21 protein-coding genes are annotated in these 22,514 nt (G+C 72.9%); 8 read left to right on the top strand and 13 right to left on the bottom strand.

Annotated features, from left to right (window positions below):
* Window positions 1-117: 117 nt before the first annotated feature.
* The 4 genes from ACZ45Z_RS28665 to ACZ45Z_RS28650 form a co-directional block, all read right to left on the bottom strand.
* On the bottom strand, window positions 118-1,245 hold the full coding sequence (locus ACZ45Z_RS28665) for a GuaB3 family IMP dehydrogenase-related protein (RefSeq protein ID WP_468368277.1): 1,128 nt from the start codon (window positions 1,243-1,245) through the stop codon (window positions 118-120).
* Between the two features lie 107 nt (window positions 1,246-1,352).
* Entirely contained in the window at window positions 1,353-2,855 is a 1,503-nt protein-coding gene (guaB, locus tag ACZ45Z_RS28660) for an IMP dehydrogenase (RefSeq protein WP_468368274.1), read from the bottom strand.
* Window positions 2,856-3,002: 147 nt separating this feature from the next.
* Entirely contained in the window at window positions 3,003-3,578 is a 576-nt protein-coding gene (locus tag ACZ45Z_RS28655) for a sigma-70 family RNA polymerase sigma factor (RefSeq protein WP_468368272.1), read from the bottom strand.
* A gap of 360 nt (window positions 3,579-3,938) precedes the next feature.
* A complete protein-coding gene (locus tag ACZ45Z_RS28650; protein ID WP_003948568.1) occupies window positions 3,939-4,550 on the bottom strand; it encodes a response regulator transcription factor in 612 nt (203 codons plus the stop codon).
* Window positions 4,551-4,930: 380 nt separating this feature from the next.
* Here ACZ45Z_RS28650 and ACZ45Z_RS28645 point away from each other — a divergent pair, with 380 nt between their 5' ends.
* Window positions 4,931-5,263 carry a WhiB family transcriptional regulator gene (locus tag ACZ45Z_RS28645; protein WP_468368269.1) on the top strand — a complete coding sequence of 111 codons (333 nt, stop codon included), beginning with the start codon at window positions 4,931-4,933 and terminating at the stop codon, window positions 5,261-5,263.
* Between the two features lie 73 nt (window positions 5,264-5,336).
* Here ACZ45Z_RS28645 and ACZ45Z_RS28640 read toward each other — a convergent pair whose 3' ends face one another.
* The gene (locus tag ACZ45Z_RS28640) at window positions 5,337-6,248 is read right to left on the bottom strand and encodes a LysR family transcriptional regulator (protein ID WP_468368266.1); all 912 of its coding nucleotides are present in this window, start codon (window positions 6,246-6,248) and stop codon (window positions 5,337-5,339) included.
* 508 nt (window positions 6,249-6,756) lie between these two features.
* Here ACZ45Z_RS28640 and ACZ45Z_RS28635 point away from each other — a divergent pair.
* The gene (locus ACZ45Z_RS28635) at window positions 6,757-7,530 is read left to right on the top strand and encodes an SDR family NAD(P)-dependent oxidoreductase (RefSeq protein WP_468368264.1); all 774 of its coding nucleotides are present in this window, start codon (window positions 6,757-6,759) and stop codon (window positions 7,528-7,530) included.
* Window positions 7,531-7,656: 126 nt separating this feature from the next.
* Here the strand turns inward: ACZ45Z_RS28635 and ACZ45Z_RS28630 are convergent, their stop codons facing one another.
* Window positions 7,657-9,567, bottom strand: a complete 1,911-nt coding sequence (locus ACZ45Z_RS28630; RefSeq protein WP_468368262.1) for a DUF2264 domain-containing protein — start codon at window positions 9,565-9,567, stop codon at window positions 7,657-7,659.
* A gap of 389 nt (window positions 9,568-9,956) precedes the next feature.
* Between ACZ45Z_RS28630 and ACZ45Z_RS28625 the strand changes: the two genes are divergently transcribed.
* The 3 genes from ACZ45Z_RS28625 (at window position 9,957) to ACZ45Z_RS28615 (ending at window position 13,037) form a co-directional block, all read left to right on the top strand.
* A complete protein-coding gene (locus tag ACZ45Z_RS28625) occupies window positions 9,957-11,066 on the top strand; it encodes a LacI family DNA-binding transcriptional regulator (protein ID WP_468368259.1) in 1,110 nt (369 codons plus the stop codon).
* Window positions 11,067-11,208: 142 nt separating this feature from the next.
* Window positions 11,209-12,258 (top strand): hydroxyacid dehydrogenase, encoded by a 1,050-nt coding sequence (locus ACZ45Z_RS28620; protein WP_468368257.1) that lies wholly within the window; start codon window positions 11,209-11,211, stop codon window positions 12,256-12,258.
* 86 nt (window positions 12,259-12,344) lie between these two features.
* Window positions 12,345-13,037: an ester cyclase gene (locus tag ACZ45Z_RS28615; RefSeq protein ID WP_468368254.1), complete on the top strand. Its 693-nt coding sequence runs from the start codon at window positions 12,345-12,347 to the stop codon at window positions 13,035-13,037.
* 102 nt (window positions 13,038-13,139) lie between these two features.
* Here the strand turns inward: ACZ45Z_RS28615 and groL are convergent, their stop codons facing one another.
* Together groL and groES are read right to left on the bottom strand one after the other, a co-directional pair.
* Window positions 13,140-14,768: a chaperonin GroEL gene (gene groL, locus ACZ45Z_RS28610; RefSeq protein WP_468368251.1), complete on the bottom strand. Its 1,629-nt coding sequence runs from the start codon at window positions 14,766-14,768 to the stop codon at window positions 13,140-13,142.
* Window positions 14,769-14,936: 168 nt separating this feature from the next.
* Window positions 14,937-15,245, bottom strand: coding sequence for a co-chaperone GroES (gene groES / locus ACZ45Z_RS28605; protein WP_010986397.1), 309 nt, complete (start codon window positions 15,243-15,245; stop codon window positions 14,937-14,939).
* A 424-nt stretch (window positions 15,246-15,669) separates the two neighbouring features.
* Between groES and ACZ45Z_RS28600 the strand changes: the two genes are divergently transcribed.
* Both ACZ45Z_RS28600 and ACZ45Z_RS28595 read left to right on the top strand, forming a co-directional pair.
* Entirely contained in the window at window positions 15,670-17,037 is a 1,368-nt protein-coding gene (locus ACZ45Z_RS28600; protein ID WP_468368310.1) for an FtsW/RodA/SpoVE family cell cycle protein, read from the top strand.
* A 68-nt stretch (window positions 17,038-17,105) separates the two neighbouring features.
* Window positions 17,106-18,329: a THUMP-like domain-containing protein gene (locus ACZ45Z_RS28595; protein ID WP_468368249.1), complete on the top strand. Its 1,224-nt coding sequence runs from the start codon at window positions 17,106-17,108 to the stop codon at window positions 18,327-18,329.
* A 24-nt stretch (window positions 18,330-18,353) separates the two neighbouring features.
* On the opposite strand, the gene tsaD is transcribed toward ACZ45Z_RS28595, so the two are convergent.
* The 3 genes from tsaD to tsaB all read right to left on the bottom strand — a co-directional run bounded on the left by tsaD (window position 18,354) and on the right by tsaB (window position 20,718).
* The gene (gene tsaD / locus ACZ45Z_RS28590; protein WP_468368246.1) at window positions 18,354-19,472 is read right to left on the bottom strand and encodes a tRNA (adenosine(37)-N6)-threonylcarbamoyltransferase complex transferase subunit TsaD; all 1,119 of its coding nucleotides are present in this window, start codon (window positions 19,470-19,472) and stop codon (window positions 18,354-18,356) included.
* A gap of 5 nt (window positions 19,473-19,477) precedes the next feature.
* The gene (rimI, locus tag ACZ45Z_RS28585) at window positions 19,478-19,978 is read right to left on the bottom strand and encodes a ribosomal protein S18-alanine N-acetyltransferase (protein ID WP_468368308.1); all 501 of its coding nucleotides are present in this window, start codon (window positions 19,976-19,978) and stop codon (window positions 19,478-19,480) included.
* Between the two features lie 80 nt (window positions 19,979-20,058).
* A complete protein-coding gene (tsaB, locus tag ACZ45Z_RS28580) occupies window positions 20,059-20,718 on the bottom strand; it encodes a tRNA (adenosine(37)-N6)-threonylcarbamoyltransferase complex dimerization subunit type 1 TsaB (protein ID WP_468368243.1) in 660 nt (219 codons plus the stop codon).
* A gap of 138 nt (window positions 20,719-20,856) precedes the next feature.
* Between tsaB and ACZ45Z_RS28575 the strand changes: the two genes are divergently transcribed.
* Entirely contained in the window at window positions 20,857-21,432 is a 576-nt protein-coding gene (locus ACZ45Z_RS28575; RefSeq protein ID WP_468368240.1) for a hypothetical protein, read from the top strand.
* Window positions 21,433-21,483: 51 nt separating this feature from the next.
* Here the strand turns inward: ACZ45Z_RS28575 and ACZ45Z_RS28570 are convergent, their stop codons facing one another.
* Together ACZ45Z_RS28570 and tsaE are read right to left on the bottom strand one after the other, a co-directional pair.
* Window positions 21,484-21,711, bottom strand: a complete 228-nt coding sequence (locus ACZ45Z_RS28570; protein WP_468368237.1) for a hypothetical protein — start codon at window positions 21,709-21,711, stop codon at window positions 21,484-21,486.
* A 207-nt stretch (window positions 21,712-21,918) separates the two neighbouring features.
* Window positions 21,919-22,455 (bottom strand): tRNA (adenosine(37)-N6)-threonylcarbamoyltransferase complex ATPase subunit type 1 TsaE, encoded by a 537-nt coding sequence (tsaE, locus tag ACZ45Z_RS28565; RefSeq protein ID WP_468368234.1) that lies wholly within the window; start codon window positions 22,453-22,455, stop codon window positions 21,919-21,921.
* Window positions 22,456-22,514: the final 59 nt, after the last annotated feature.

Below are 22,514 nucleotides of genomic sequence, written 5' to 3'. Positions count from 1 at the left end.
CCCCCCCCCCCCCCCCCCCCCCCCCCCCACCCCCCCCCCCCCCCCCCCCCCCCCCCCCCCCCCCCCCCCCCCCCCCCCCCCCCCCCCCCCCCCCCTTCCCCGTGGAGCGGGCCCGCGTCAGCGGTTGTCGTGCTGCGACGGCGCGACCGTCACCTCGACCCGCTGGAACTCCTTGAGCTCGGAGTAACCGGTCGTGGCCATCGCCCGGCGCAGCGCGCCGAAGAAGTTCATCGACCCGTCCGGCGTGTTCGAGGGACCGCACAGGATCTCCTCGGTCGTGCCGACCGCGCCCAGGTCCATGCGCTTGCCGCGCGGCACGTCCTCGTGGACGGCCTCCATGCCCCAGTGGTGGCCGCGCCCCGGCGCGTCCGTCGCACGGGCCAGCGGGGAGCCCATCATCACCGCGTCCGCGCCGCAGGCGATCGCCTTCGGCAGGTCGCCGGACCAGCCCACGCCGCCGTCCGCGATGACGTGGACGTAGCGGCCACCGGACTCGTCCATGTAGTCCCGGCGCGCCGCCGCGACATCCGCGACCGCCGTCGCCATCGGGACCTGGATGCCCAGGACGTTACGGGTGGTGTGCGCGGCGCCGCCGCCGAAGCCGACCAGCACACCGGCCGCGCCGGTCCGCATCAGGTGGAGCGCCGCGGTGTACGTGGCGCAGCCGCCGACGATGACCGGCACGTCCAGCTCGTAGATGAACTGCTTGAGGTTCAGCGGCTCGGCGGCGGAGGAGACGTGCTCGGCGGAGACCGTCGTCCCGCGGATCACGAAGATGTCGACGCCCGCGTCCACGACCGCCTTGGAGAACTGGGCGGTCCGCTGCGGCGACAGCGCGGCGGCGGTGACGACACCGGAGTCGCGCACCTCCTTGATCCGCTGGCCGATCAGCTCTTCCTTGATCGGCGCGGCGTAGATCTCCTGGAGGCGCTTGGTGGCCGTGGCGCCGTCCAGCTCCGCGATCTCCGCGAGCAGCGGCTCGGGGTCCTCGTAGCGGGTCCAGAGCCCTTCCAGGTTCAGGACGCCCAGGCCGCCCAGCTCGCCGATGCGGATGGCGGTCTGCGGCGAGACCACCGAGTCCATGGGAGCGGCCAGGAACGGCAGCTCGAAGCGGTAGGCGTCGATCTGCCAGGCGATCGAGACCTCCTTCGGGTCGCGGGTGCGGCGACTGGGGACGACGGCGATGTCGTCGAAGGCGTACGCCCGGCGGCCGCGCTTGCCGCGCCCGATCTCGATCTCAGTCACGTGTGTGGCCTTTCCCTTTCCATGGGCTCCGTCTGCGCTCCAGTATCCCCGACGCGCGGAAGCCCGCGGCCAGGGTGTGGCCGCGGGCTTCCGGGACGGGGTGTGGATCAGCGCCGGGAGTAGTTCGGCGCTTCCGTCGTCATCTGGATGTCGTGCGGGTGGCTCTCCTTCAGGCCCGCGGACGTGATGCGGACGAAGCGGCCCTTTTCCTTCAGCTCCTGGATGTCGGCGGAACCGACGTAGCCCATCGAGGCGCGCAGGCCGCCGACGAGCTGGTGGGCGACCGAGGCGAGCGGGCCGCGGTAGGGGACCTGGCCCTCGATGCCCTCGGGGACCAGCTTGTCCTCGGAGAGCACGTTGTCCTGGAAGTAGCGGTCCTTGGAGAAGGACCGGCCCTGGCCGCGGGACTGCATCGCGCCCAGCGAACCCATGCCGCGGTAGGACTTGAACTGCTTGCCGTTGATGAAGACCATCTCGCCCGGCGACTCCTCGCAGCCGGCCAGCAGCGAGCCCAGCATCACGGTGTCCGCGCCGGCCGCGATGGCCTTGGCGATGTCACCGGAGAACTGCAGGCCGCCGTCGCCGATCAGCGGCACCCCCGCCGCCTGCGCGGCCTGCGCGGCCTCGTAGATCGCGGTGACCTGCGGCACGCCGACACCGGCGACGACGCGGGTGGTGCAGATGGAGCCGGGGCCTACACCGACCTTGATGCCGTCGACACCCGCGTCGATCATCGCCTGGGCGCCGTCACGGGTGGCGACGTTGCCGCCGACGACATCGACGGTGATGTTGGACTTGACCTTGGCGATCATGTCGAGGATCCCGCGGCTGTGGCCGTGCGCGCTGTCGATGACGAGGAAGTCGGCACCGGCCTCGACCAGCGCCTGCGCCCGGTCGTAGGCGGCGTCGCCGACACCCACCGCCGCGCCGACGACCAGCCGGCCCTCGGCGTCCTTGGCGGCGTTCGGGTACTTCTCCGCCTTGACGAAGTCCTTGACGGTGATCAGGCCCTTGAGGACGCCCGCGTCGTCGACCAGCGGAAGCTTCTCGATCTTGTGGCGGCGCAGCAGCTCGATGGCGTCCTCACCGGAGATGCCGACCTTGCCCGTGACCAGCGGCATCGGCGTCATGACCTCGCGGACCTGACGGCTGCGGTCCATCTCGAAGGCCATGTCGCGGTTGGTGACGATGCCCAGCAGCTTGCCCGCGGCGTCCGTGACCGGCACACCGCTGATGCGGAACTTGGCGCACAGCGCGTCGGCCTCACCGAGGGTGGCGTCGGGACGCACCGTGATCGGGTCCGTGACCATGCCGGACTCGGAGCGCTTGACCAGGTCGACCTGGTTGGCCTGGTCCTCGATGGAGAGGTTGCGGTGCAGCACGCCCGCGCCTCCCTGACGCGCCATGGCGATCGCCATCCGCGCCTCGGTGACCTTGTCCATCGCCGCGGACAGCAGCGGGATGTTCACCGTGACGTTCCGCGAAACCCGCGAGGCGGTGCTGACCGCGTTGGGCAGCACCTCCGAGGCGCCGGGCAGCAGCAGAACGTCGTCGTATGTCAGCCCGAGCATGGCGAATTTGGCGGGCATACCGTCGACGTTGTCACTCATGACACCTTCCCCAATGCTCTTGCCTCAGCGCGGACTCCCATGCTAACGGCCTGGAGAGGTGTCCCATTCCACGAGCGATGAGGGCCTCATCACTCGTACCTTTCTACGGACACTTTCCGCCGGGCACGCCACCGTCCGCCGCTGTCGTCACTGTTCGGCGAGCGCCCGCAGCCTGCTCAGCGCGCGGTGCTGGGCGACGCGCACCGCGCCCGGCGACATCCCCAGCATCTGCCCGGTCTCCTCGGCCGTCAGCCCGACGGCGACCCGCAGCAGCACCAGTTCACGTTGGTTCTCCGGCAGGTTCGCCAGCAGCTTCTTGGCCCACTCGGCGTCGCTGCTCAGCAGCGCCCGCTCTTCGGGGCCGAGGGAGTCGTCCGGCTGCTCGGGCATCTCGTCGGACGGCACGGCCGTGCTGCCGGGGCCGCGCATGGCGGCCCGCTGGAGATCGGCGACCTTGTGGCCGGCGATGGCGAAGACGAACGCCTCGAAGGGCTTACCGGTGTCGCGGTAGCGCGGCAGAGCGCACAGCACCGCCACGCACACTTCCTGCGCGAGGTCCTCGACGAAGTGCCGGGCATCGCCCGGCAGCCGGGAGAGCCGGGTGCGGCAGTAGCGGAGCGCGAGGGGGTGCACATGGGCCAGGAGGTCGTGCGTGGCCCGCTGATCGCCCTCGACGGCGCGTGCGACGAGATCGCCGATCGCCTGATTCCCGTCCTCGCGCATCGGTCCATGGTGCCTTGCCGCGGCGGGTTCCGCGGCACCACCCCCGCTGTTGTGCAGTGAACCGTTACGAGCCATCGCGCTAGCACTCACGTCCCACGCCTCCCCCGTTCGGGTTGTACCCATACCGACCGCGAGCCCTCGCCGGTAGCTTGTTCCGTGCCGTACGGCACCGGGCAGGGCCTGTCCGTCATGAGGTCTCTTCTGGCCGAGTGAGAAGCCCCGGCCTCCGCCGGGGAGGAGTCACACCTCAAGGATGCGGTATCGCGTGAGCTTTCGGCGCCGGGCGTCGACGCGGCGGGGTTACGGCGTGCGCGCCCTGGTCAAGGGACGGGCGCCGTAACCCCGGGTTGGTCGGCTCGGTCAGCGGACCAGACCCCAGCGGAATCCCAGCGCCACCGCGTGCGCCCGGTCCGAGGCGCCGAGCTTCTTGAACAGGCGCCGGGCGTGGGTCTTGACCGTGTCCTCCGAAAGGAACAGCTCGCGGCCGATCTCGGCGTTGGAGCGGCCGTGACTCATGCCCTCCAGCACCTGGATCTCGCGCGCGGTCAGCGTCGGCGCGGCCCCCATCTCGGCCGACCGCAGCCGGCGTGGGGCGAGCCGCCACGTCGGGTCGGCCAGCGCCTGGGTCACCGTCGCCCGCAGTTCGGCGCGCGAGGCGTCCTTGTGCAGATAGCCGCGGGCACCGGCGGCGACCGCGAGCGCGACACCGTCCAGGTCCTCGGCCACCGTGAGCATGATGATCCGGGCGCCGGGGTCGGCGGACAGGAGCCGGCGCACGGTCTCGACACCGCCGAGCCCGGGCATCCGTACGTCCATCAAAATCAAGTCCGAGCGATCGGCACCCCAGCGGCGGAGGACTTCCTCGCCGTTGGCCGCGGTCGTCACACGCTCGACGCCGGGCACGGTCGCAACCGCCCGTCGGAGCGCCTCTCGGGCAAGCGGGGAGTCGTCGCAGACGAGGACGGATGTCATGACCGTCCTCCGCAGCTGATGCGCGTCACCTTGAGCCTCCAGGCTGGTACGTATCGTCACCTGTGCGATTGACGGCCTCGGACATCTGCCCGAGGACTACCTCTGCCAACCGCCTCCGCACACTCAACGACGGTCACTCGAAAGAGTTACGGCTTCGGCGAGCGACTTCAGCACGCTCTGTGAGGGGCCGGATACACAGACGGCGCATCGGCCGATTGACCGCCACGCGTGCACCCTATGCCCTATTTGGCTCTGTTTCTTCCATTTTCGTGGCGTCTGCGGCTAGATTCGCAATGAGTCATATTTACATCTACTTGGACAGTAGATGTACGGTCGTGAGCACCGAGCCCGAAAACAGCATCGCTTCGAGGGGACAAGCAATGGCAGATTTCTCCCGCCTTCCGGGCCCGAACGCAGACCTCTGGGACTGGCAGTTGCTCGCCGCGTGCCGTGGCGTGGACAGTTCACTCTTCTTCCACCCCGAAGGGGAACGCGGGGCGGCTCGCAGCGCGCGTGAGACATCGGCGAAAGAGGTGTGCATGCGCTGCCCGGTGCGGGCGGAATGCGCGGCGCACGCCCTGGCGGTCCGCGAGCCCTACGGGGTCTGGGGCGGACTGACGGAGGACGAACGCGAGGAGCTCATGGGCCGGGCCCGGCACCGGCTGATCCCCGCGACCTCCCTGGCCGGCCACGCCGGCATCGCCGGCGCCTGACCGTCCGGCACGGCGCCATCCAGAAGAAACGTTCCTGCGTTCGGCGGCACCACGACCGGGTCACGCCCGGCCGCTAGCGACCCGCGGCGTCCACGAGCTGATCGAGCATCGCCTCGACCGCGGGGACGCGCGCCAGATCGGGCAGCGTGAGCGCGACGATCTCGCGGTGCACCGCCGGCTCCAGCCGTACCGTCGTCGCCCCCTTGGGGCGCACGGACTCCAAGGTCAGCTCCGGCAGGGCGGCGACGCCCAGACCCGCGCCCACCAGGCCGATGACCGCCGGATAATCGTCGGTGGCGAAGTCGATCCGGGGCGTGAAACCGGCGCTCTCGCAGACCCGGACGAGATGCCCGCGGCAGCGCGGGCAGCCCGCGATCCACGGCTCGTCGGCCAGATCGGCGAAGCCCGCCGAACCGGCACCGGCCAGCCGGTGACCGTCCGGGACCAACCCGATCAGCCGGTCCGCCAGAATCGGCCGGACCACCAGGTCGTCCCACTCCGCGCAGGCGGCCGGGTCCGCGCCGCGCACCTCGGGGTAGCGGAAGGCCAGCGCGATCTCGCAGTCGCCGCCCCGCAGCATCTCGATGGAGCGCGGGGGCTCCGCCTCGACCAGCGACACGCGGGTGCCCGGGTGGGCGGCGCGCATCTTCGCGAGCGCGTTGGGCACCAGCGCCGAGCTGCCGGACGGGAACGACACCAGCCGCACCCGGCCCGCCCGCAGGCCCGCGATGGCGGCGACCTCCTCCTCGGCGGCGGTGAGCCCGGCCAGGATGCCCGCCGCGTGCCGCACCAGCGCCTCGCCCGCCTGCGTCAGCCGCATCTCGCGGCCCGTACGCACCAGCAGCGGGGTGCCCGCCGACTGCTCCAGGGCCTTCATCTGCTGGCTGACGGCCGGCTGGGTGCAGCCCAGCTCCCGCGCGGCGGCGGAGAAGGAACCGGTCCTGGCGACGGCGCGCAGCACACGGAGATGACGGGCCTCGATCATTCTTCGAGCATAAGCGCCGCTTGGGGTGATCGCGAAAAGTTGGCGTAAAGCTTTGTGCTTGAGGTGGCGGGGTCGGGGTCGGCAGTCGCTCGGGGGCGGGTTCGGGGCGGGCCCGGTGGCGGGCCCGGGGGCGGTGGTGGAGGGGGCGGCATGGGTGGGGCCCCTCTTCCGCCGGCGGCGGACGCTCGTCCGCGGGGCGGGGCAGGCGGGCGCGGGAGGAGCGGGAGGCGGATGCCCCGCCGGGGACGAGCGGTCCGCCGAGGTCGGCAAGTAGGCGCGTGCGACGCGGTGTTGGCGCGTGCTGGTGTCGCGTGGGTGTGGTGGGGGGGGTGGCGGGCCGGGCTCGGGGTTCGGGTGGCGGGTGCGGGCTGCTCGCGGGTCGAGGGGCGGGTGTGGCGGGGCCGAGCGGGGGTTCGGGTGGCGGGTGCGGGCTGCTCGTGGTCCGAGGGGTGGACAGGCTGGGGCTGGGGGCGTCACCGGCGCGGCGGGGGCGGATAGCGTGCCCCGTATGACAACTGCACTGATTACTGGAGCGACGGCGGGCATCGGGGCGGCGTTCGCCCGGCGGCTGGCGGGTGACGGCCACAGCGTGGTCCTGGTGGCGCGCGACGAGAAGCGGCTGCGGGAACAGGCCACCGAGCTGCACGACCGGCACGGCATCGAGGCGGAGGTGCTCAGCGCCGACCTGGCGACCGAGGACGGCATCGCCGCCGTCGAGGCGCGGCTCGCCGACACCAAGCACCCGGTCGATCTCCTGGTGAACAACGCCGGGTTCGGCAACAAGGGCGAGTACCTCGAAGTGCCGATGGCCGATGAGCTGACGATGCTGAAGGTGCACTGCGAGGCGGTCCTGCGGCTGACCACGGCCGCGGTGCGCGGCATGCGGGACCGGCGGCGGGGTGCGGTCGTCAACGTGGCGTCGGTCGCGGCGTTCGTGCCGCGCGGTACGTACGGCGCGAGCAAGGCGTGGGTGGTGCAGTTCACGCAGGGCGCCGCACGGGACCTCGCGGGCAGCGGGGTGCGGTTGATGGCGCTGTGCCCCGGCTTCGTACGGACCGAATTCCACCAGCGCGCCGGCATGGGCACGGACAACATCCCTAGCTGGATGTGGCTGGACGCCGACAAGTTGGTGGACGCGGCGATGAAGGATCTGACCCGCGGCAAGTCGCTGTCGATCCCCGACCCGCGCTACAAGGCCCTGATGGGCGCGGTGAAGCTGGCGCCTCGCGGCGTGATCGGCGGCCTCACGTCCCGGACCGGGCGGAAGTACGGGCCGCGCTAGCGGGTTGGGGCTCGTCCCCGCGTGGTCGGGTGCGGCGCCGTGGTGGAGGGCGCGGGGTCTCCCGCTGCGGGGGGCGTTGGGGGCGGAGGGTGAGGTGGGCGGGGGCTTCGCTTTACGCCCCGTCCACTACCGCTTCGGCTCGTCAGCTTCCGTGAGGGGGTGCGGGGGCAGCGGGAGTTGGGTGGTGGTGGTGGCGTCGTGCCAGGTGATCTGGATTTCTCGTGGGGTGCGCACGGTGGTCGCCATGGTGGGGAGGGCGGCGGGGGACGGGTCCGCCGTCAGGGAGGCGAGGGCCAGGAAGAGGGTGCCCTCGGGGGCGGCGGTCACCGTGCCGTCCAGGTGGGCGGTGTGGGTGCGGGGGCCGAAGGGTGTGCTGCCGGTCGCCGTGCGGCGCACGGTGGTGTCGTAGCCGGCTACGGGGTGGAGTTGGGCGGTCGGGCCGTCGGGGGTGACCGCCCAGCCCGACTGGCGTACGGGGGTGCCGGGGGCGGCACCGATCACCAGGTGGGCGCGGAGTTCCGCGCGGCCGTGGACGGCGGTGGCGGAGAAGACCGTCACACCGGCGAGTTCGCCGCCGTCGGCGTGGCGGGGGGTGTGCGTGGAGGCGGCCCAGTCCGGGCCCGCGCCGTAGGGCGTGGCGGGGCCGCGGGTGGTGGGCCGGCCGTCGACGAACAGCGCGAAGTGGTTGTCGGCGGGCGCCCCGGGGGCCGTCGGGCCGGTGTGGGTGGAGTACGCGAAGCGGGCGTAGTACGGGTCGGGGTCGGCCCGGGTGGAGTTGCTGCCGTGGTTGTGCAGGCGGACCAGGCCGTCGGAGGCGGTGGACTGCAGGAGCAGGCCGGTGCGCCCCAGGGGCCGTACGGCGTCGGCGGTTTCGGCGGGGAGCGGCTCCTCGCGGGCCGTCCAGACCGGGTGGTCGGCGGGCAGCAGTAGGCCGAGGAAGCCCTTCGCGGCCCAGTAGGGCGAGGCGGGTCCGGAGTAGTTCTGGAGCAGTGGGTCGTGGGGGCCGTACCAGCCGAGCGGGAGCAGGCCGTCCGCGGTGACGGCGCCGCGGTCGAGGAAGTGGCGCAGGGCGCCGGACGCGAGGCGGCGGGTGGCACCGGGGGTGAGCGGGGTGTGGCCGGTGAGCGCGCCCAGCCAGGGGCCGGCGGTGGCGGCGAAGCGGTAGGTGAGGGAGCGGCCGAACAGCAGGGGGGCGCCGTTCGCGTCGAAGAGCCGGGTGTGGTCGGCGAGGTGGGTGCGCAGCCGTTCGCCGTGGCTGGCCAGGAGGGCGTCGTCGGCGGCCAGGTGGGCGTGCAGGACGGGGTAGAAGTGCAGCGCCCAGGCGTTGTAGTGGTCGAACGCGCGGTTGTCGCCGTCGGTGTACCAGCCGTCGCCGCCGTACCAGTCCTCGATACGGGCCAGCGCGCGGTCGACGGCGGCCCGGGCGCGGGTGGTCTCCAGGCCCGCGTCGAGCAGGAAGCCGCCGACGGTCAGGCCGAAGAGCCACCAGTTGTTGTCGACGGGAGACGGGCCTAGGGCGGGCAGCAGCCAGTCGGTGACGCGGGCGCGGACGGCGCCGTCGAGGGTGTCCCACAGCCAGGGGCGGGTCAGGCGCAGGCCGAGCGCGAGGGAGGCGGCTTCGACCCGGGCCTGGCGGGTGGTGTCGATCCGGGGCCAGGAGTCGGGGTCCGCGGGGCTCACGTCAGGGTCGCGGGTGGGGTGTCGGGTACCGGCGTCGAGTCCTCGTGCGTAGCGGGCGAGGTGGGCGTGCGGGTCGTGGCCCTGGCTGCCGGCGACGCGGAGGGCGGCGAGCAGGAAGGTACGGGCGAAGCCTTCGAGCGCGTCCGAGCGGGGGCCGGAGGAGCTGGGGCGGGTGCCCGGGAGGGGAATGAGGCCGTGGCCCGGGGAGGCGTGGCGGGCGGTGGCCAGGAGGAGGCCGTCGGCCACCGCTTCCCAGTGGGCGCGGGTCCAGCCGGTGTACGGACTGCGGCGGCGGTCCTCGGGCGGGAGGGGGAAGGGGAAGGGGTCGGAGGTGGCGGGTTCGGTGGGTTCGGTCATGGGCTCCCCTGGAGGCGGCGGGGCGCGGCGGGCGACCGGGGGTGGCGCCGGTGCCCGGGCGCGGCGGACTGCCGGGCGGCGCGGGAATCCTTCAGGCGCGGCCGCGCGAGCGTCAAGGCGTATCGATCGAATGGCCGAGTGGATGGTGGATGACCGAGTGGATGACCGAGTGAGCGGACGGATGAACGGATGGATGAACGAGCGGGTGAGAGCAGATGACGGGCGGAGGGCCGGGCGAAGGGCCGGGCGAAGGGCCGGGTGATGACCCCGTGAAGGGCCCGGACGGCCGGTCGGATCAGGCGAACCGGTCGACGGAGCGATCGATCCGGCTGGACTAGGGTCGGTCGCCACCCGGCCGACCGGGCCGCCACACGCGAGGGGGAGCCGCCGTGCGCGAGAGTGCAGTGCAACGCCATGACCGTCTGCTGAGCCTGGTCCGGGAACACGGCACCGCCCGGGTCGCCGACCTCGCCGCCCGGCTCGGGGTGTCGCCGGTGACCGTACGGCGGGACGTCGAGACGCTGACCCGTAAGGGCCTGCTCGACCGGGCGCACGGCTCGGTGTCCTGGCCTCAAGCGCGCGGCGGCGCGGCGGCCGGCAGGGTCCCGGTGCTCGGGCTGCTCGCGCCGTCGGCGACGTACTACTTCGCCGACGTGATCCGTGGTGCGCACGAGGCGGCGGCGCGGGCCGGGGCCCGGCTGATCCTGCGGATCTCCGACTACCGCCCGGCGCAGGACCGGACGCGCGCCGAGGGGCTGCTGGCGGCCGGCGCCGAGGGACTGCTGGTGGCCCCGGGCTGGCGCGGGAGCGCCGATCCGGCGGAGCACGGCGGCTGGATCGGTGAACTGCCGGTTCCCACCGTTCTGTTGGAGCGGACCGCCGAGCACGGTGGTCCGCTGGCCGGGCTGGACCGGGTGTGTTCGGACCACGCGCACGGGGTGCTGCTCGCCCTGCGCCACCTGGTGGGGCTGGGGCACGCGGCGCCGCTGCTGGTGGCGCGCGCGGACAGTCCCACGGCGCTCGCGGTGCGCGCCGGCTACGACCGGGCGCTGCGCGCCCTGGGCCTGGAACGGCCGCATCCGGTGATCGACGCACCGGCCGACCGCGACCCGCAGGGGTACGAGCGCGGCGCGCAGGCGTTGTGGACGGCCGTGACGGCGGGGCGGGCGACGGCGGCGCTGGTGCACAACGACGTGGACGCGATCCAGTTGGTGCAGCGGCTGGCGGAGCTGGGCGTGCGGGTGCCGGGCGATCTGGCGCTGGTCGCGTACGACGACGAGGTGGCGGCGCTGGCGGACACGCCGCTGACGGCGGTGGCCCCGCCCAAGCGGGAAGTGGGGCGCCAGGCCGCCGCGCTGCTGCTGGAGCGGTTGGGCGGCGGGACGAACGGGGCCGACCCGGCGCCGCGGCGACATGTGGCGCTGCTGCCCCGGCTGCGGGTGCGGGGCTCGTGCGGCGCCCCGGCCGAAAACCCTCAACGCTCGCCGGAACGCTCATAGTTTGTTCGTTTTTCGATCATTCAATCGTTTCGCTCTTGACTTCGCTCGTGGCGGGCCCAAGGATCGCCGCCATCCCTTCCCGCGTCCCGTCGTCCCCCACGAGGCCACCGGGCCACCAGGCCGCCGGCCCAGGAGCCGCGTCATGACCCTCAGTTCGCGAGCCGAGCCGTCGGCGCCCGCCGCGCGGCCCGCCCTGCTGCTGTCCATGGGCCCCGGCATCGCCGACCGGCTCCTCGACGACGGCCACCGCGCCCGCCTGGCGGCCCTGACCCGCACCGACCCCCGGCTCGTCGCCCACGAGTGGACCGACCCCGCCCCCGAGGTCGCCGCCGCCCTCGCCCGCGCCGAAGTGCTGCTCACCTGCTGGGGCGCCCCGCCGCTCACCGCCCGGGTGCTGGCCGCGGCCCCCCGGCTGCGCGCCGTGGTACACGCCGCCGGGTCCGTCAAACACCACGTCACCGAAGCCTGTTGGGAGCGCGGCCTCGCCGTCGCCTCGGCCGCCGCCGCCAACGCCCTGCCCGTCGCCGAATACACCCTCGCCGCGATCCTCTTCGCCAACAAACGCGTCCTGCGCGCCGCGCACCGCTACCGCGACCTGCGCTCCGGGCACGACTGGCAGCGGGAACTGGCCGGCGCCGGGAACTACCGCCGCACCGTCGGCGTCATCGGCGCCTCCCGCATCGGCCGCCGCCTCATCGAACTGCTGCACCCCTTCGACCTGCGGGTTCTGCTGTACGACCCGTTCGTCGACGCGGCGGCGGCCCGCGCGCTGGGCGCCGAGCCCGTACCGCTGGACGCCCTGTGCGCCCGCAGCGACATCGTCACCGTCCACGCACCCCAGCTCCCGGCCACCCACCACATGATCGACGCGCGCCGGCTCGCGCTCATGCCGGACGGGGCGACCCTGATCAACACCTCGCGCGGCTCCCTCGTCGACGAACGGGCCCTCCTCGCCGAGGTCGTCCCGGGGCGCCTGGACGCGGTACTGGATGTCACGGACCCCGAACTCCCGCCGCCCGACTCGCCGTTGTACGCCCTGCCGAACGTCCTGCTGACCCCGCACGTGGCGGGCTCGCTGGGCGGCGAGCTGCACCGGATGGCCGACCGGGCGCTCGACGAGGTGGAGCGATACGCCCGCGGACTGCCCTTCGCGGATCCCGTACGCCCGGCGGACCGGAGCCACTCGGCCTGAAGCGGGCCGGCCCGAATCAGGGTGAACCACCCATCCAGCCCATTCCTCACTAAACTGGACGTGTCCCGCCATCCCTGGGAGGCGCCATGAAATTCGCACAGATCATCGACTTCAAGACCGACCGGCTCGAGGACATGAACCGACTCATGGACCAGTGGGTCGAGCAGACCAAAGGAAAGCGGACCGCCACCCACGGCATGATGGGCAAGGACCGCTCCGACGGGTCGCACGTCGTGGAGATCATCGAATTCCCGTCGTACGAAGACGCGATGAGGAACTCCCGGCTGCCGGAGACGGACCGGATCTTCCAGGAGATGGTGGAGCTCTGCGACGGGACGCCCACCTTCACCGACCTCGACGTGGTCCGTGACGAGCAGCTCAACGAGGCCGCCTCCCGCCGCTTCTTCCACGAGATCGCCGCCGGGGGCAACCTCGACGCCGTGGACGAGGTGTTCGCGCCGGACTACGTGGACCACGACGTGGCCAAGCCGGAGAGCACCGTCGGGTCCGAGCACATCCGCGCGGACGTCAGGGGCTGGCGCGACGCCTTCGACTTCACCTTCAGCCTGGAGCGGGAGATCTGCCAGGGCGACTGCGTCGTGACGCTGTGGAGCTGGAACGGCACGCACAAGGGCGAATTCATGGGCCTGGCGCCGTCGGGCAGGCAGTGCACCATGACGGGCACCACGATCTTCCGGTTCAAGGACGGCAAGATCCAGGAAGGCTGGTGGCACGAGGACCTCATGGGCCTGATGCGCCAGCTCGGCGCCGAAAGCTGACGCCACCCGGCGCGTGGAAAGCGCCTGAAAAGGCGGCAGGCCCCTGCTCCCGTCGCTCACGAGCGGGAACAGGGGCCGTTCAGCCGGTGACGCGCTGACGCGTCAGTGCGAGTGACCGTGGCCGTGGCCGTGGCCCGCCTCGGCCTCTTCCTCGGCCGGCTTCTCGACGACCAGGGTCTCGGTCGTCAGCAGCAGCGACGCGATCGACGCGGCGTTCTCCAGCGCGGAGCGCGTGACCTTGACCGGGTCGATGACGCCGGCCTTCACCAGGTCGCCGTACTCACCGGTCGCGGCGTTGAAGCCCTGACCGGCCTCCAGCTCGGCGACCTTCGCGGTGATGACGTAGCCCTCGAGGCCGGCGTTCTCCGCGATCCAGCGCAGCGGCTCGACGACGGCGCGGCGGACGACGGCCACACCGGTGGCCTCGTCGCCGACCTTGCCCAGGCCGCCCTCCAGCACCTTGGCGGCGTGGACGAGCGCGGAGCCACCACCGGAGACGATGCCCTCCTCGACCGCGGCGCGGGTCGCGGAGATGGCGTCCTCCAGACGGTGCTTCTTCTCCTTGAGCTCGACCTCGGTGGCCGCACCCACACGGATGACGCAGACGCCACCGGCGAGCTTGGCGAGGCGCTCCTGGAGCTTCTCGCGGTCCCAGTCCGAGTCCGTGGCCTCGATCTCGGCCTTGATCTGGTTGACGCGGCCGGCCACGTCGTCGCTCTTGCCGCCACCGTCGACGATGGTGGTGTCGTCCTTGGTGACGGTCACGCGGCGGGCGGTGCCCAGCACGTCCAGACCGGCCTGGTCGAGCTTGAGGCCGACCTCCTCGGCGATGACGGTGGCACCGGTGAGGGTGGCCATGTCGCCGAGCATCGCCTTGCGGCGGTCACCGAAGCCGGGGGCCTTGACGGCCACGGCGTTGAAGGTGCCACGGATCTTGTTGACGACCAGGGTCGACAGGGCCTCGCCCTCGACGTCCTCGGCGATGATCAGCAGCGGCTTGGAGGAGCCGGCCTGGATGACCTTCTCCAGGAGCGGCAGCAGGTCCTGGATGGAACCGATCTTGCCCTGGTGGATCAGGATGTACGGGTCGTCGAGGACGGCCTCCATACGCTCCTGGTCGGTGACCATGTAGGGGGAGAGGTAGCCCTTGTCGAAGGCCATGCCCTCGGTGAAGTCCAGCTCCAGGCCGAAGGTGTTGGACTCCTCGACGGTGATGACACCGTCCTTGCCGACCTTGTCCATCGCCTCGGCGATGAGCTCACCGACCTGCTTGTCCTGCGCGGACAGGCCGGCGACGGCGGCGATGTCGGCCTTGTCGTCGATCGGGCGGGCCGTCGCGAGGAGCTCGTCGGACACGGCCTTGACTGCGGCGTCGATGCCCTTCTTCAGGGCGGCCGGGGAGGCACCCGCGGCGACGTTGCGCAGGCCCTCGCGGACCAGCGCCTGGGCCAGCACGGTGGCGGTGGTGGTGCCGTCACCCGCGATGTCGTTGGTCTTGGTCGCCACCTCCTTCACGAGCTGGGCGCCCAGGTTCTCGTACGGGTCGTCGAGCTCGACCTCGCGGGCGATGGTGACACCGTCGTTGGTGATGGTCGGCGCGCCGAACTTCTTGTCGATGACGACGTTGCGGCCCTTGGGGCCGATCGTCACCTTGACCGTGTCGGCAAGCTTGTTGACGCCGCGCTCGAGGGCGCGACGGGCGTCCTCGTCGAACTTCAGGATCTTCGCCATGGGTTGCTTCAAGTCCTCTCGTTGCGATCCTCGGCCACGCAGCGGTGACCGCTATCGCTCAAACGAACTGCGCCCCTGCCCCGGGTTGTTTAGACGCGGGAACCAGGGGCGCAGATCTAGGCAATTCTGGGTGCTGTACAGGTCTGGGGAGCTATCCCAGACCCCCGACTACTTCTCGACGATCGCGAGAACGTCGCGAGCCGAGAGGACGAGGTACTCCTCGCCGTTGTACTTCACCTCGGTGCCGCCGTACTTGCTGTAGAGCACGACGTCGCCGACGGTGACGTCGAGCGGAAGACGGTTGCCGTCCTCGAAGCGGCCCGGGCCCACGGCCAGGACGACGCCCTCCTGGGGCTTCTCCTTGGCAGTGTCCGGAATGACCAGGCCCGAGGCCGTGGTCTGCTCGGCGTCGAGCGGCTGGACCACAATGCGGTCCTCGAGCGGCTTGATGGCAACCTTGGAGCTGGCGGTCGTCACGATCCGACCTCCCCCTTCGGAGATCTCACGGGGTTAACTGTCTGAGGTGGCGACCAGGTGGATCCGTCGTCGCGGGTGCCGGACCTGCCCGTCGCTGTGTTTGGCACTCCCCGGTGGAGAGTGCCAACGCTGAGACTATGACGCGGTTAGCACTCGGTCAAGCGGAGTGCCAGTTCGGCGCTTTCGGCCGCGTCGCCGGCGGGGGGATCCGGCCGCCGCGAAGGTGCCGGTTCGGACACACCTTCCGCTTCGCCCGCAACCCCCCATGTGGCTGCCCCGTCTACCACTCCGACTGCCGAACGACGCCCGGGCCCGCCCCGCCCGGGCCCGCGGCCCGGACGACCGTGGGCGGAGGAATGCCGTGCGTGGACCCACCAGCGCCGCCCGGGCGGCCGGGAGGCGGGAGAGCGACGCCGAGCGCACGATGACCTTCGCCGCCCTCGCCCAGGCGCCCGACCGGCGCAGGACCGAGGCGTGGCTGCTCGCCCTCGTCGTCCTGATCACCGTCTTCGGGCACGTCTACGCCGCGCTGTCGATGACCGGCCGGCTGCCCACGGGCCTGGCCGTCTTCGCGGCGAGCGTGTTCCTCATGGCGCTGGTCCCCCACCTGGTGCTGCGCCGCTTCGCGCCGCGCGCCGATCCGCTGATCCTGCCGCTGGCCACGCTGCTGACGGGCATCGGGCTGGTGTTGCTGCACCGCCTGGACCTCACCTACGCGGCGCACCCCCGGCTGAAGATGCCGCAGGCCGGCCCCGGCCAGATGGTGTGGACGGCGATCGGCGTGGTGGTCTGCGTCGCCGTACTGATCCTGCTCAAGGACCACCGCCTGATCCAGCGCTACATCTATCTGACGATGGCGGTGGCGCTGGTCATGCTGATGGCGCCGGCGTTCTTCCCCGGTGACACCTTCGGCGCCAAGCGCTGGATCTTCATCGGGCCGCTGTCCCTGCAGCCCGGCGAGTTCGTGAAGATCGCGATCGCGGTCTTCTTCGCGGGCTATCTGACGGTCAGCCGCGACGCGCTGGCGCTGACCGGCCGCCGCTTCCTGGGCGTCCAACTGCCGCCCGGCCGCCAGCTCGGCCCGATCTTCACCATCTGGGCCATCAGCCTGCTGGTGCTGGTCTTCGAACGCGACCTGGGCACCTCGCTGATCTTCTTCGGCGTCTTCGTGATCATGCTGTACATGGCCACCGAGCGCACGAGCTGGGTGGTCTGCGGCCTCCTGATGGCCACGGTGGGCGCCGTCACCGTCGGCTCCATCGAACCGCACGTCAAGGGCCGGATCGTGGCGTGGCAGAACCCGATGACGGCCTTCACCCCCCAGGGCCGCCACGCCGGCCTGTCCGACCAGTTGGGGCAGGCGCTCTTCAGCTTCGGCAGCGGCGGCATCGGCGGCAGCGGCCTGGGCCAGGGCCACCCGGAGCTGATCGGCTTCGCCGGCAACAGCGACTTCATCCTCACCACCGTCGGCGAGGAGCTGGGGCTCGCCGGGGTGATGGCCGTCCTGCTGCTGTACGCGCTGCTCGCGCAGCGCGGCCTGCGGGTGGCGCTGACCGCCCGCGACCCGTTCGGCAAGCTGCTGGCGGTCGGGCTGGCCGGGGCGCTGGTGCTCCAGGTCTTCGTCGTCTCCGGCGGGGTCACCGGCCTGATCCCGCTGACCGGCAAGGCCCTGCCGTTCCTCGCCAAGGGCGGCTCGTCGCTCGTGGCGAACTGGGTGATGGTGGCGCTGCTGCTGCGGATCAGCGACCGCGCCCAGCGCCGCCGCGAGCCGGTGCGCGCGGCCCCCGCATAGCCCTCCTGCCGGGCGGCCCCGGCGGCCGGGCCGCCCGCCACGCCGCGCGGCCCGCCGGCTGGCCCACAATGGGGCAGGTGACCGACCTCGACACCTTCTCCGCCCTGCTCGCCCCCGAGGGGCAGGACCTGCTGGCCGCCCTGCGCGACCACGACCCGGCCGACGAACTGGCGACCGCGACCCGGCTGCGCCGTGACCATCCCGCGCCGCTGGTCTCCGCCGCGCTCGGCCAGGCCCGGCTGCGGCAGCGGGCGGTGGCGAAGTTCGGGGCGGACGCGCGGCGGATGTACTTCACCCCGCAGGGCGTCGAGCAGTCCACCCGCGCCACGGTCGCCGCCCACCGCGCCACCCGGCTCGCCGCGCTGGGCGTCCGGACGCTGGCCGACCTGTGCTGCGGGATCGGCGGGGACGCCCTCGCGCTGGCCCGGGCCGGCGTCTCGGTGCTCGCCGTCGACCGCGATCCGCTGGCCTGCGCGGCGGCGCGGGCGAACGCCGAGGCCCTCGGGCTCGCGGACCTGATCGAGGTGCGCTGCGCCGACGTCACGGAGGTGGACACCACCGGTTACGACGCGGTGTTCGTCGATCCGGCGCGGCGGGGGCGGGTGATGGGCGGCCGCATCTTCGATCCGGAGGCGTATTCACCGCCGCTGTCCTGGGCGGTCGCCAAGGCCCGTACGGCACCGGTCGCGGCGCTGAAGATCGCGCCGGGGGTGGCGCACGACCTGCTGCCCGCGGACGCCGAGACGGAGTGGATCTCCGACTCCGGCGAGGTGAAGGAGGCCGTCCTGTGGTTCGGCACGGCCCCGGCCGGCGGCGCGCCGGGCCTGTGCCCGGGCGGTCGCCGCGCCACCCTGCTGCCGGCGGGCGACTCGCTGCTGGGGGCGGGCCTGCCCGACCCTCAGGCGGGCCCGGTCGGGGACTGGCTGTACGAGCCGGACGGCGCGGTCATCCGCGCCCATCTGGTCGCCGATGTCGCCGAGCGGATCGACGGGCGGCTGATCGATCCGACGATCGCCTACCTCACCGCGGACCGGCGGACCCCGACGCCCTACGCGACCGCCTACGCGCTCACCGACGTGCTGCCGTTCAACGTCAAGAAGCTGAGGGCGCTGCTGCGCGAGCGGGAGGTGGGCATCGCGGTGATCAAGAAGCGGGGTTCGGCGGTCGAGCCGGAGGAGTTGCGCAAGAAGCTGAAGCTGGGCGGCGGCCCGCACTCCTGCACGATCTTCCTGACCCGGGTCGCCGGCGCCCCCACCATGCTGCTGGGGCAGCCGGCGCCGCCGCTCCCGTAAAGACACACCCCGCGGGCGGTCCGCTCAGGAGTACAGGTTGTCCTTGCTGACCTCGTGGACATGGTCGTGGCCGTGGTGGTGGGCCGCGGCCGTGCCGGGGACGTGGGGTTCGGTGACCGGCAGGGAGGAGTCGGCGGACAGGTCCCAGTCGGAGGCCGGCCGGTTGCGGGCGACCATCTCCGCGCCCAGCGCCGCGACCATCGCTCCGTTGTCGGTGCACAGCTTGGGCCGCGGGACGCGCAGGGTGATGCCGGCGTCCTCGCAGCGGCGTTCGGCCAGGGCCCGCAGCCGGGAGTTGGCCGCGACGCCGCCGCCGATCATCAGGTGGTCCACACCGTGGTCCTTGCAGGCCCGTACGGCCTTGCGGGTCAGCACGTCCACCACGGCCTCCTGGAAGGACGCCGAGACGTCCGCCACCGGGACGTCCTCGCCGGCCGCCCGCTTGGCCTCGATCCAGCGGGCGACGGCCGTCTTCAGGCCGGAGAAGGAGAAGTCGTAGACCGGGTCGCGGGGGCCGGTCAGGCCGCGCGGGAAGCGGATCGCGTTCGGGTCGCCCTCGCGTGCGTAGCGGTCGATGACCGGGCCGCCGGGGAAGCCGAGGTGCAGCACCCGCGCGATCTTGTCGAACGCCTCGCCCGCCGCGTCGTCGATGGTCGAGCCCAGCGGCCGGACGTCGGAGGTGATGTCCGGGGCCAGCAGCAGCGACGAGTGGCCGCCGCTGACCAGCAGCGCCATCGTCGGCTCGGGCAGCGCGCCGTGCTCCAGTTGGTCGACGCAGATGTGCGAGGCGAGGTGGTTGACGCCGTAGAGCGGCTTGCCCAGGGCGTAGGCGTACGCCTTGGCCGCGGAGACGCCGACCAGCAGCGCGCCGGCCAGGCCGGGGCCGGCGGTGACGGCGATGCCGTCCAGGTCGCTCGCCGCGACGCCGGCGTCCTTCAGGGCGCGCTGGATGGTGGGGACCATCGCTTCCAGGTGGGCCCGCGAGGCGACCTCGGGGACCACGCCGCCGAAGCGCGCGTGCTCGTCGACGCTGGAGGCGACCGCGTCGGCGAGGAGGGTGTGGCCGCGGACGATGCCGACACCGGTCTCGTCGCAGGAGGTCTCGATGCCGAGGACGAGCGGTCCGCCGCGTGAGTCAGCCATATCTCTCAAGTTCCTTGTGCGGAAGGGTCGAAGGGGGCGCCGGGAGCGGCCGGGACGCCGGGGTCGGGGTCGGCGGTGCGGCGCATGACGAGGGCGTCGACGTTGCCGGGCTGGTAGTAGCCGCGCCTGAAGCCGATCGGCACGAAGCCGAAGCGCTCGTACAGGCGCTGCGCGCGGAGGTTGTCGACCCGCACTTCGAGCAGCGTCTCGCGGCATTCGAAGGCGGTGGCGGCGGACAGCAGCTCGCCCAGCAGCCGGGCGCCCAGGCCGGTGCCCCACTGGTCGCGGGCGGTGGCGATGGTCTGGATGTCGCCGGTGCCGTCGACGGCGGCGAGCCCGCCGTAGCCGACGAGCCGGCCGGCCAGTTCGGCGACGAGGTAGCGGCGGTTGGCGTGCGCGCCGCGGGCGTAGGCCAGCTCGGACCAGAACATGCCCGGCGACCAGGCGTCGTCGGGGAACAGCGCGCGTTCCAGTTGGAGCACCGCGTCCAGGTCCCACCAGCGCATCTCGCGCAGCGTCGCGGCACCGGGCGGGGCGGCCGCGGGGGGCCGCGCGCCGGGCGCCTGTCCGGGGCGGGCGGCGGGCGTCACTTGGGGGTGACCACCTTGTAGTTGGCCGGGACCTGCGCGTCGGGGCGGCGCAGATACAGCGGCCGGTCGGGCAGGAACTCCTCGCCGGCCGCGAGCTTCTCGGCGGCCAGGCCGGCCAGCGCGCCGGCGGACTGGTGGGTGGGGCCGTCGCGGCGCACTCCGGTGAAGACCGTGTCGTACAGCAGCGCGCCCGCGCCCACGGCGGGCACGCCGGCGACCTGGTCGGCGAGGTCGGCGGGGCGGTCGACGGCGGGCTCGGTCAGGCGGGTCCTGGCGTTGGCGTAGCGCGCCCAGTAGACCTCTTTGCGGCGGGCGTCCGTCGCCACCACGAAGGGCTCCTCCCCTCCGGCGGCGTACGCCAGGCCGTCCAGGGAGCACAGGCCGTGCACGGGCACGTCCAGGACGGCGCCGAAGGTCGCGGCGGTGACCAGGCCGACGCGCAGGCCGGTGTAGGGGCCGGGGCCGACGCCGACCACGATGTCGGTGACCGCGTCGAGCTTCAGCCCGGCCTCGACCAGTACCCGGTCGACGGCGGGCAGCAGCAGTTCGCCGTGCCGGCGGGCGTCCACCTCGCATGACTCGGCGAGGACGCGGGAGCCGTCATGGAGCGCGACGGTGACGGCGGGGGTGGCGGTGTCAAGAGCTAGCAGCAGCACGCCCTTAAGACTACGGCTCGGCCGGCGGTCCCCGTTCCGGTGCTACCGTCGCCCCGTAGTTGGCCGGCCCGGCGGCCGGGCGGCCGGGCCGGGGCCCCGCCGCCGGCGCGGGGAAGAGTACGGAAAGGTGGCACCGCGGTGCCCGCTAAGAGCAGCTCGATCGTCACCGCCCTGACCGCGGCGGCCCTGGTCGCGGTGGGTGTGCTCGGCTACCAGGCTTCGGCGTCCGCGCCGGACCACCTCGTCCCGACGCGGCAGGACGGCGGCCGCACCGCCGGCAAGGACGCGTCGGCCGGCGACCGGCACGGCAAGAAGCACCGCGCGCCGCGTCCCGTCGCGGTCCCCGCCGACTCCGGGCAGGGCCGGCGGGTGGTGTACTCGCTGGGCGCCAAGCGGGTCTGGCTGGTCGGCGCGGACGGCAAGGCGGTCCGGACGTTCCCGGTCGCGCCGAGCACCGTCAGCCCGCCCGCCGGGACGTACGCGGTCACCTCGCGCTGGGTGAGCATCACCGGCTCGGACGGCATCGCGGTCGAGCACGTCGTGCAGTTCGCCAACGTCAACGGCGTCGTGATCGGTTTCAGCGCGGCGGTCGACGGCTCCACGCCGGACCCGGGCGCCGCCAAGAAGACCGGCGGTATCCGCGAGACGCGGCAGGACGGCAAGGCCATGTGGGACTTCGCGCTGCGCGGCGGCAAGGTCGTCGTCGTCAAGTAGGCCGCCGCGCGGTGCCCGCCCTCCGGCGGCCCGCGTTATCCCCCCTACGGGCTACGCCGCGTCGCGTCCCCCGGTGGACGCGGCCCCCGAGTCCCCTTCCCGTTCCTCTTCCGTTTCCGCCTCGCCGGAGCGGTCGGCGGGCGCGGGGGCGTCGGGGGGTGTGGAGACGGCGCTGGCCGCGGCGCAGGCCGCGAGCAGTTGGTTCATGGTCGGCGGCTGCTCGGGCGCGTCGTGCTCGGCGCGCCGGGCCGCCGCGGCAACTGGCTGGTGGGCCGACATGGACGCCTCCCGGGCTCATGGGGCAAGCGGCGGAGGTTAGGTTGGCCTAACCGGAGCTCTCGGACCCATGTCACCACGCCCGGCACCGCACGCGCAACATCTTACCGACGGCTTGTCGGAAACTACGGAACGGCGTGGCCGGATCGGAGCCAGCCCGGGCCCGGCGCCGCGGCCGCCCACCAGGCCCGGGCGGGGTTACGCGGGCGGTCAGCGGGCCGCGAGCGCCGGCAGCCCGGCGTCCGCCCAGCGCGGGCCGAGGCCGGTGATCGTCACCTCGCGCACATCGTCCGCGCCGTCCTCCAGGACGCCGTCCGCGCCGCCCGGCGCGTCCGCGCCCACGGCCCGGCCGATGACGACGTGCAGCCGGTCCTCGGACAGCTCCTCGACCTTGCCCTCGCCCCACTCCACGACCACCACCGACTCCGGCAGCGAGACATCGAGGTCGAGGTCCTCCATCTCGTCCAGGCCGCCGCCGAGCCGGTAGGCGTCGACGTGCACCAGCGCGGGGCCGCCGGTCAGCGAGGGGTGCACGCGGGCGATGACGAACGTCGGGGAGGTCACGGCGCCGCGCACGCCGAGGCCCTCGCCCAGGCCCCGGGCCAGCGTGGTCTTGCCCGCGCCCAGCTCACCGGTGAGCAGCACCAGGTCGCCGGGGCGCAGCACGCCGGCCAGTCTGCGGCCCAAGTCCTGCATCTGGTCGGGTGACTTGACGGTTACACGGGTGGTCGCGTCGGTGGTGCTCATGCCGCAAATGGTACGGCCCGGACGCCGGACCGGTCCCGGGCCGCCGTTCGGGCCCGGTC

Source organism: Streptomyces sp. NPDC031210, assembly GCF_055570395.1.
This window is presented reverse-complemented; position numbering and strand designations above follow the sequence as displayed.

Coding starts and splice junctions, on each gene's coding strand:
- tsaD (WP_468368246.1), bottom strand. CDS start 19,472: ATGGCTGACTCACGCGGCGGACCGCTCGTCCTCGGCATCGAGACCTCC.
- ACZ45Z_RS28570 (WP_468368237.1), bottom strand. CDS start 21,711: ATGTCGGCCCACCAGCCAGTTGCCGCGGCGGCCCGGCGCGCCGAGCAC.
- ACZ45Z_RS28600 (WP_468368310.1), top strand. CDS start 15,670: ATGACCTTCGCCGCCCTCGCCCAGGCGCCCGACCGGCGCAGGACCGAG.
- ACZ45Z_RS28630 (WP_468368262.1), bottom strand. CDS start 9,567: ATGACCGAACCCACCGAACCCGCCACCTCCGACCCCTTCCCCTTCCCC.
- ACZ45Z_RS28650 (WP_003948568.1), bottom strand. CDS start 4,550: ATGACATCCGTCCTCGTCTGCGACGACTCCCCGCTTGCCCGAGAGGCG.
- ACZ45Z_RS28615 (WP_468368254.1), top strand. CDS start 12,345: ATGAAATTCGCACAGATCATCGACTTCAAGACCGACCGGCTCGAGGAC.
- rimI (WP_468368308.1), bottom strand. CDS start 19,978: ATGCGCTGGTGGGACCTGGACGCGGTGCTCCAACTGGAACGCGCGCTG.
- groL (WP_468368251.1), bottom strand. CDS start 14,768: ATGGCGAAGATCCTGAAGTTCGACGAGGACGCCCGTCGCGCCCTCGAG.
- ACZ45Z_RS28620 (WP_468368257.1), top strand. CDS start 11,209: ATGACCCTCAGTTCGCGAGCCGAGCCGTCGGCGCCCGCCGCGCGGCCC.
- ACZ45Z_RS28595 (WP_468368249.1), top strand. CDS start 17,106: ATGGGGCAGGTGACCGACCTCGACACCTTCTCCGCCCTGCTCGCCCCC.
- ACZ45Z_RS28655 (WP_468368272.1), bottom strand. CDS start 3,578: ATGCGCGAGGACGGGAATCAGGCGATCGGCGATCTCGTCGCACGCGCC.
- ACZ45Z_RS28645 (WP_468368269.1), top strand. CDS start 4,931: ATGGCAGATTTCTCCCGCCTTCCGGGCCCGAACGCAGACCTCTGGGAC.
- ACZ45Z_RS28635 (WP_468368264.1), top strand. CDS start 6,757: ATGACAACTGCACTGATTACTGGAGCGACGGCGGGCATCGGGGCGGCG.
- guaB (WP_468368274.1), bottom strand. CDS start 2,855: ATGAGTGACAACGTCGACGGTATGCCCGCCAAATTCGCCATGCTCGGG.
- ACZ45Z_RS28640 (WP_468368266.1), bottom strand. CDS start 6,248: ATGATCGAGGCCCGTCATCTCCGTGTGCTGCGCGCCGTCGCCAGGACC.
- tsaE (WP_468368234.1), bottom strand. CDS start 22,455: ATGAGCACCACCGACGCGACCACCCGTGTAACCGTCAAGTCACCCGAC.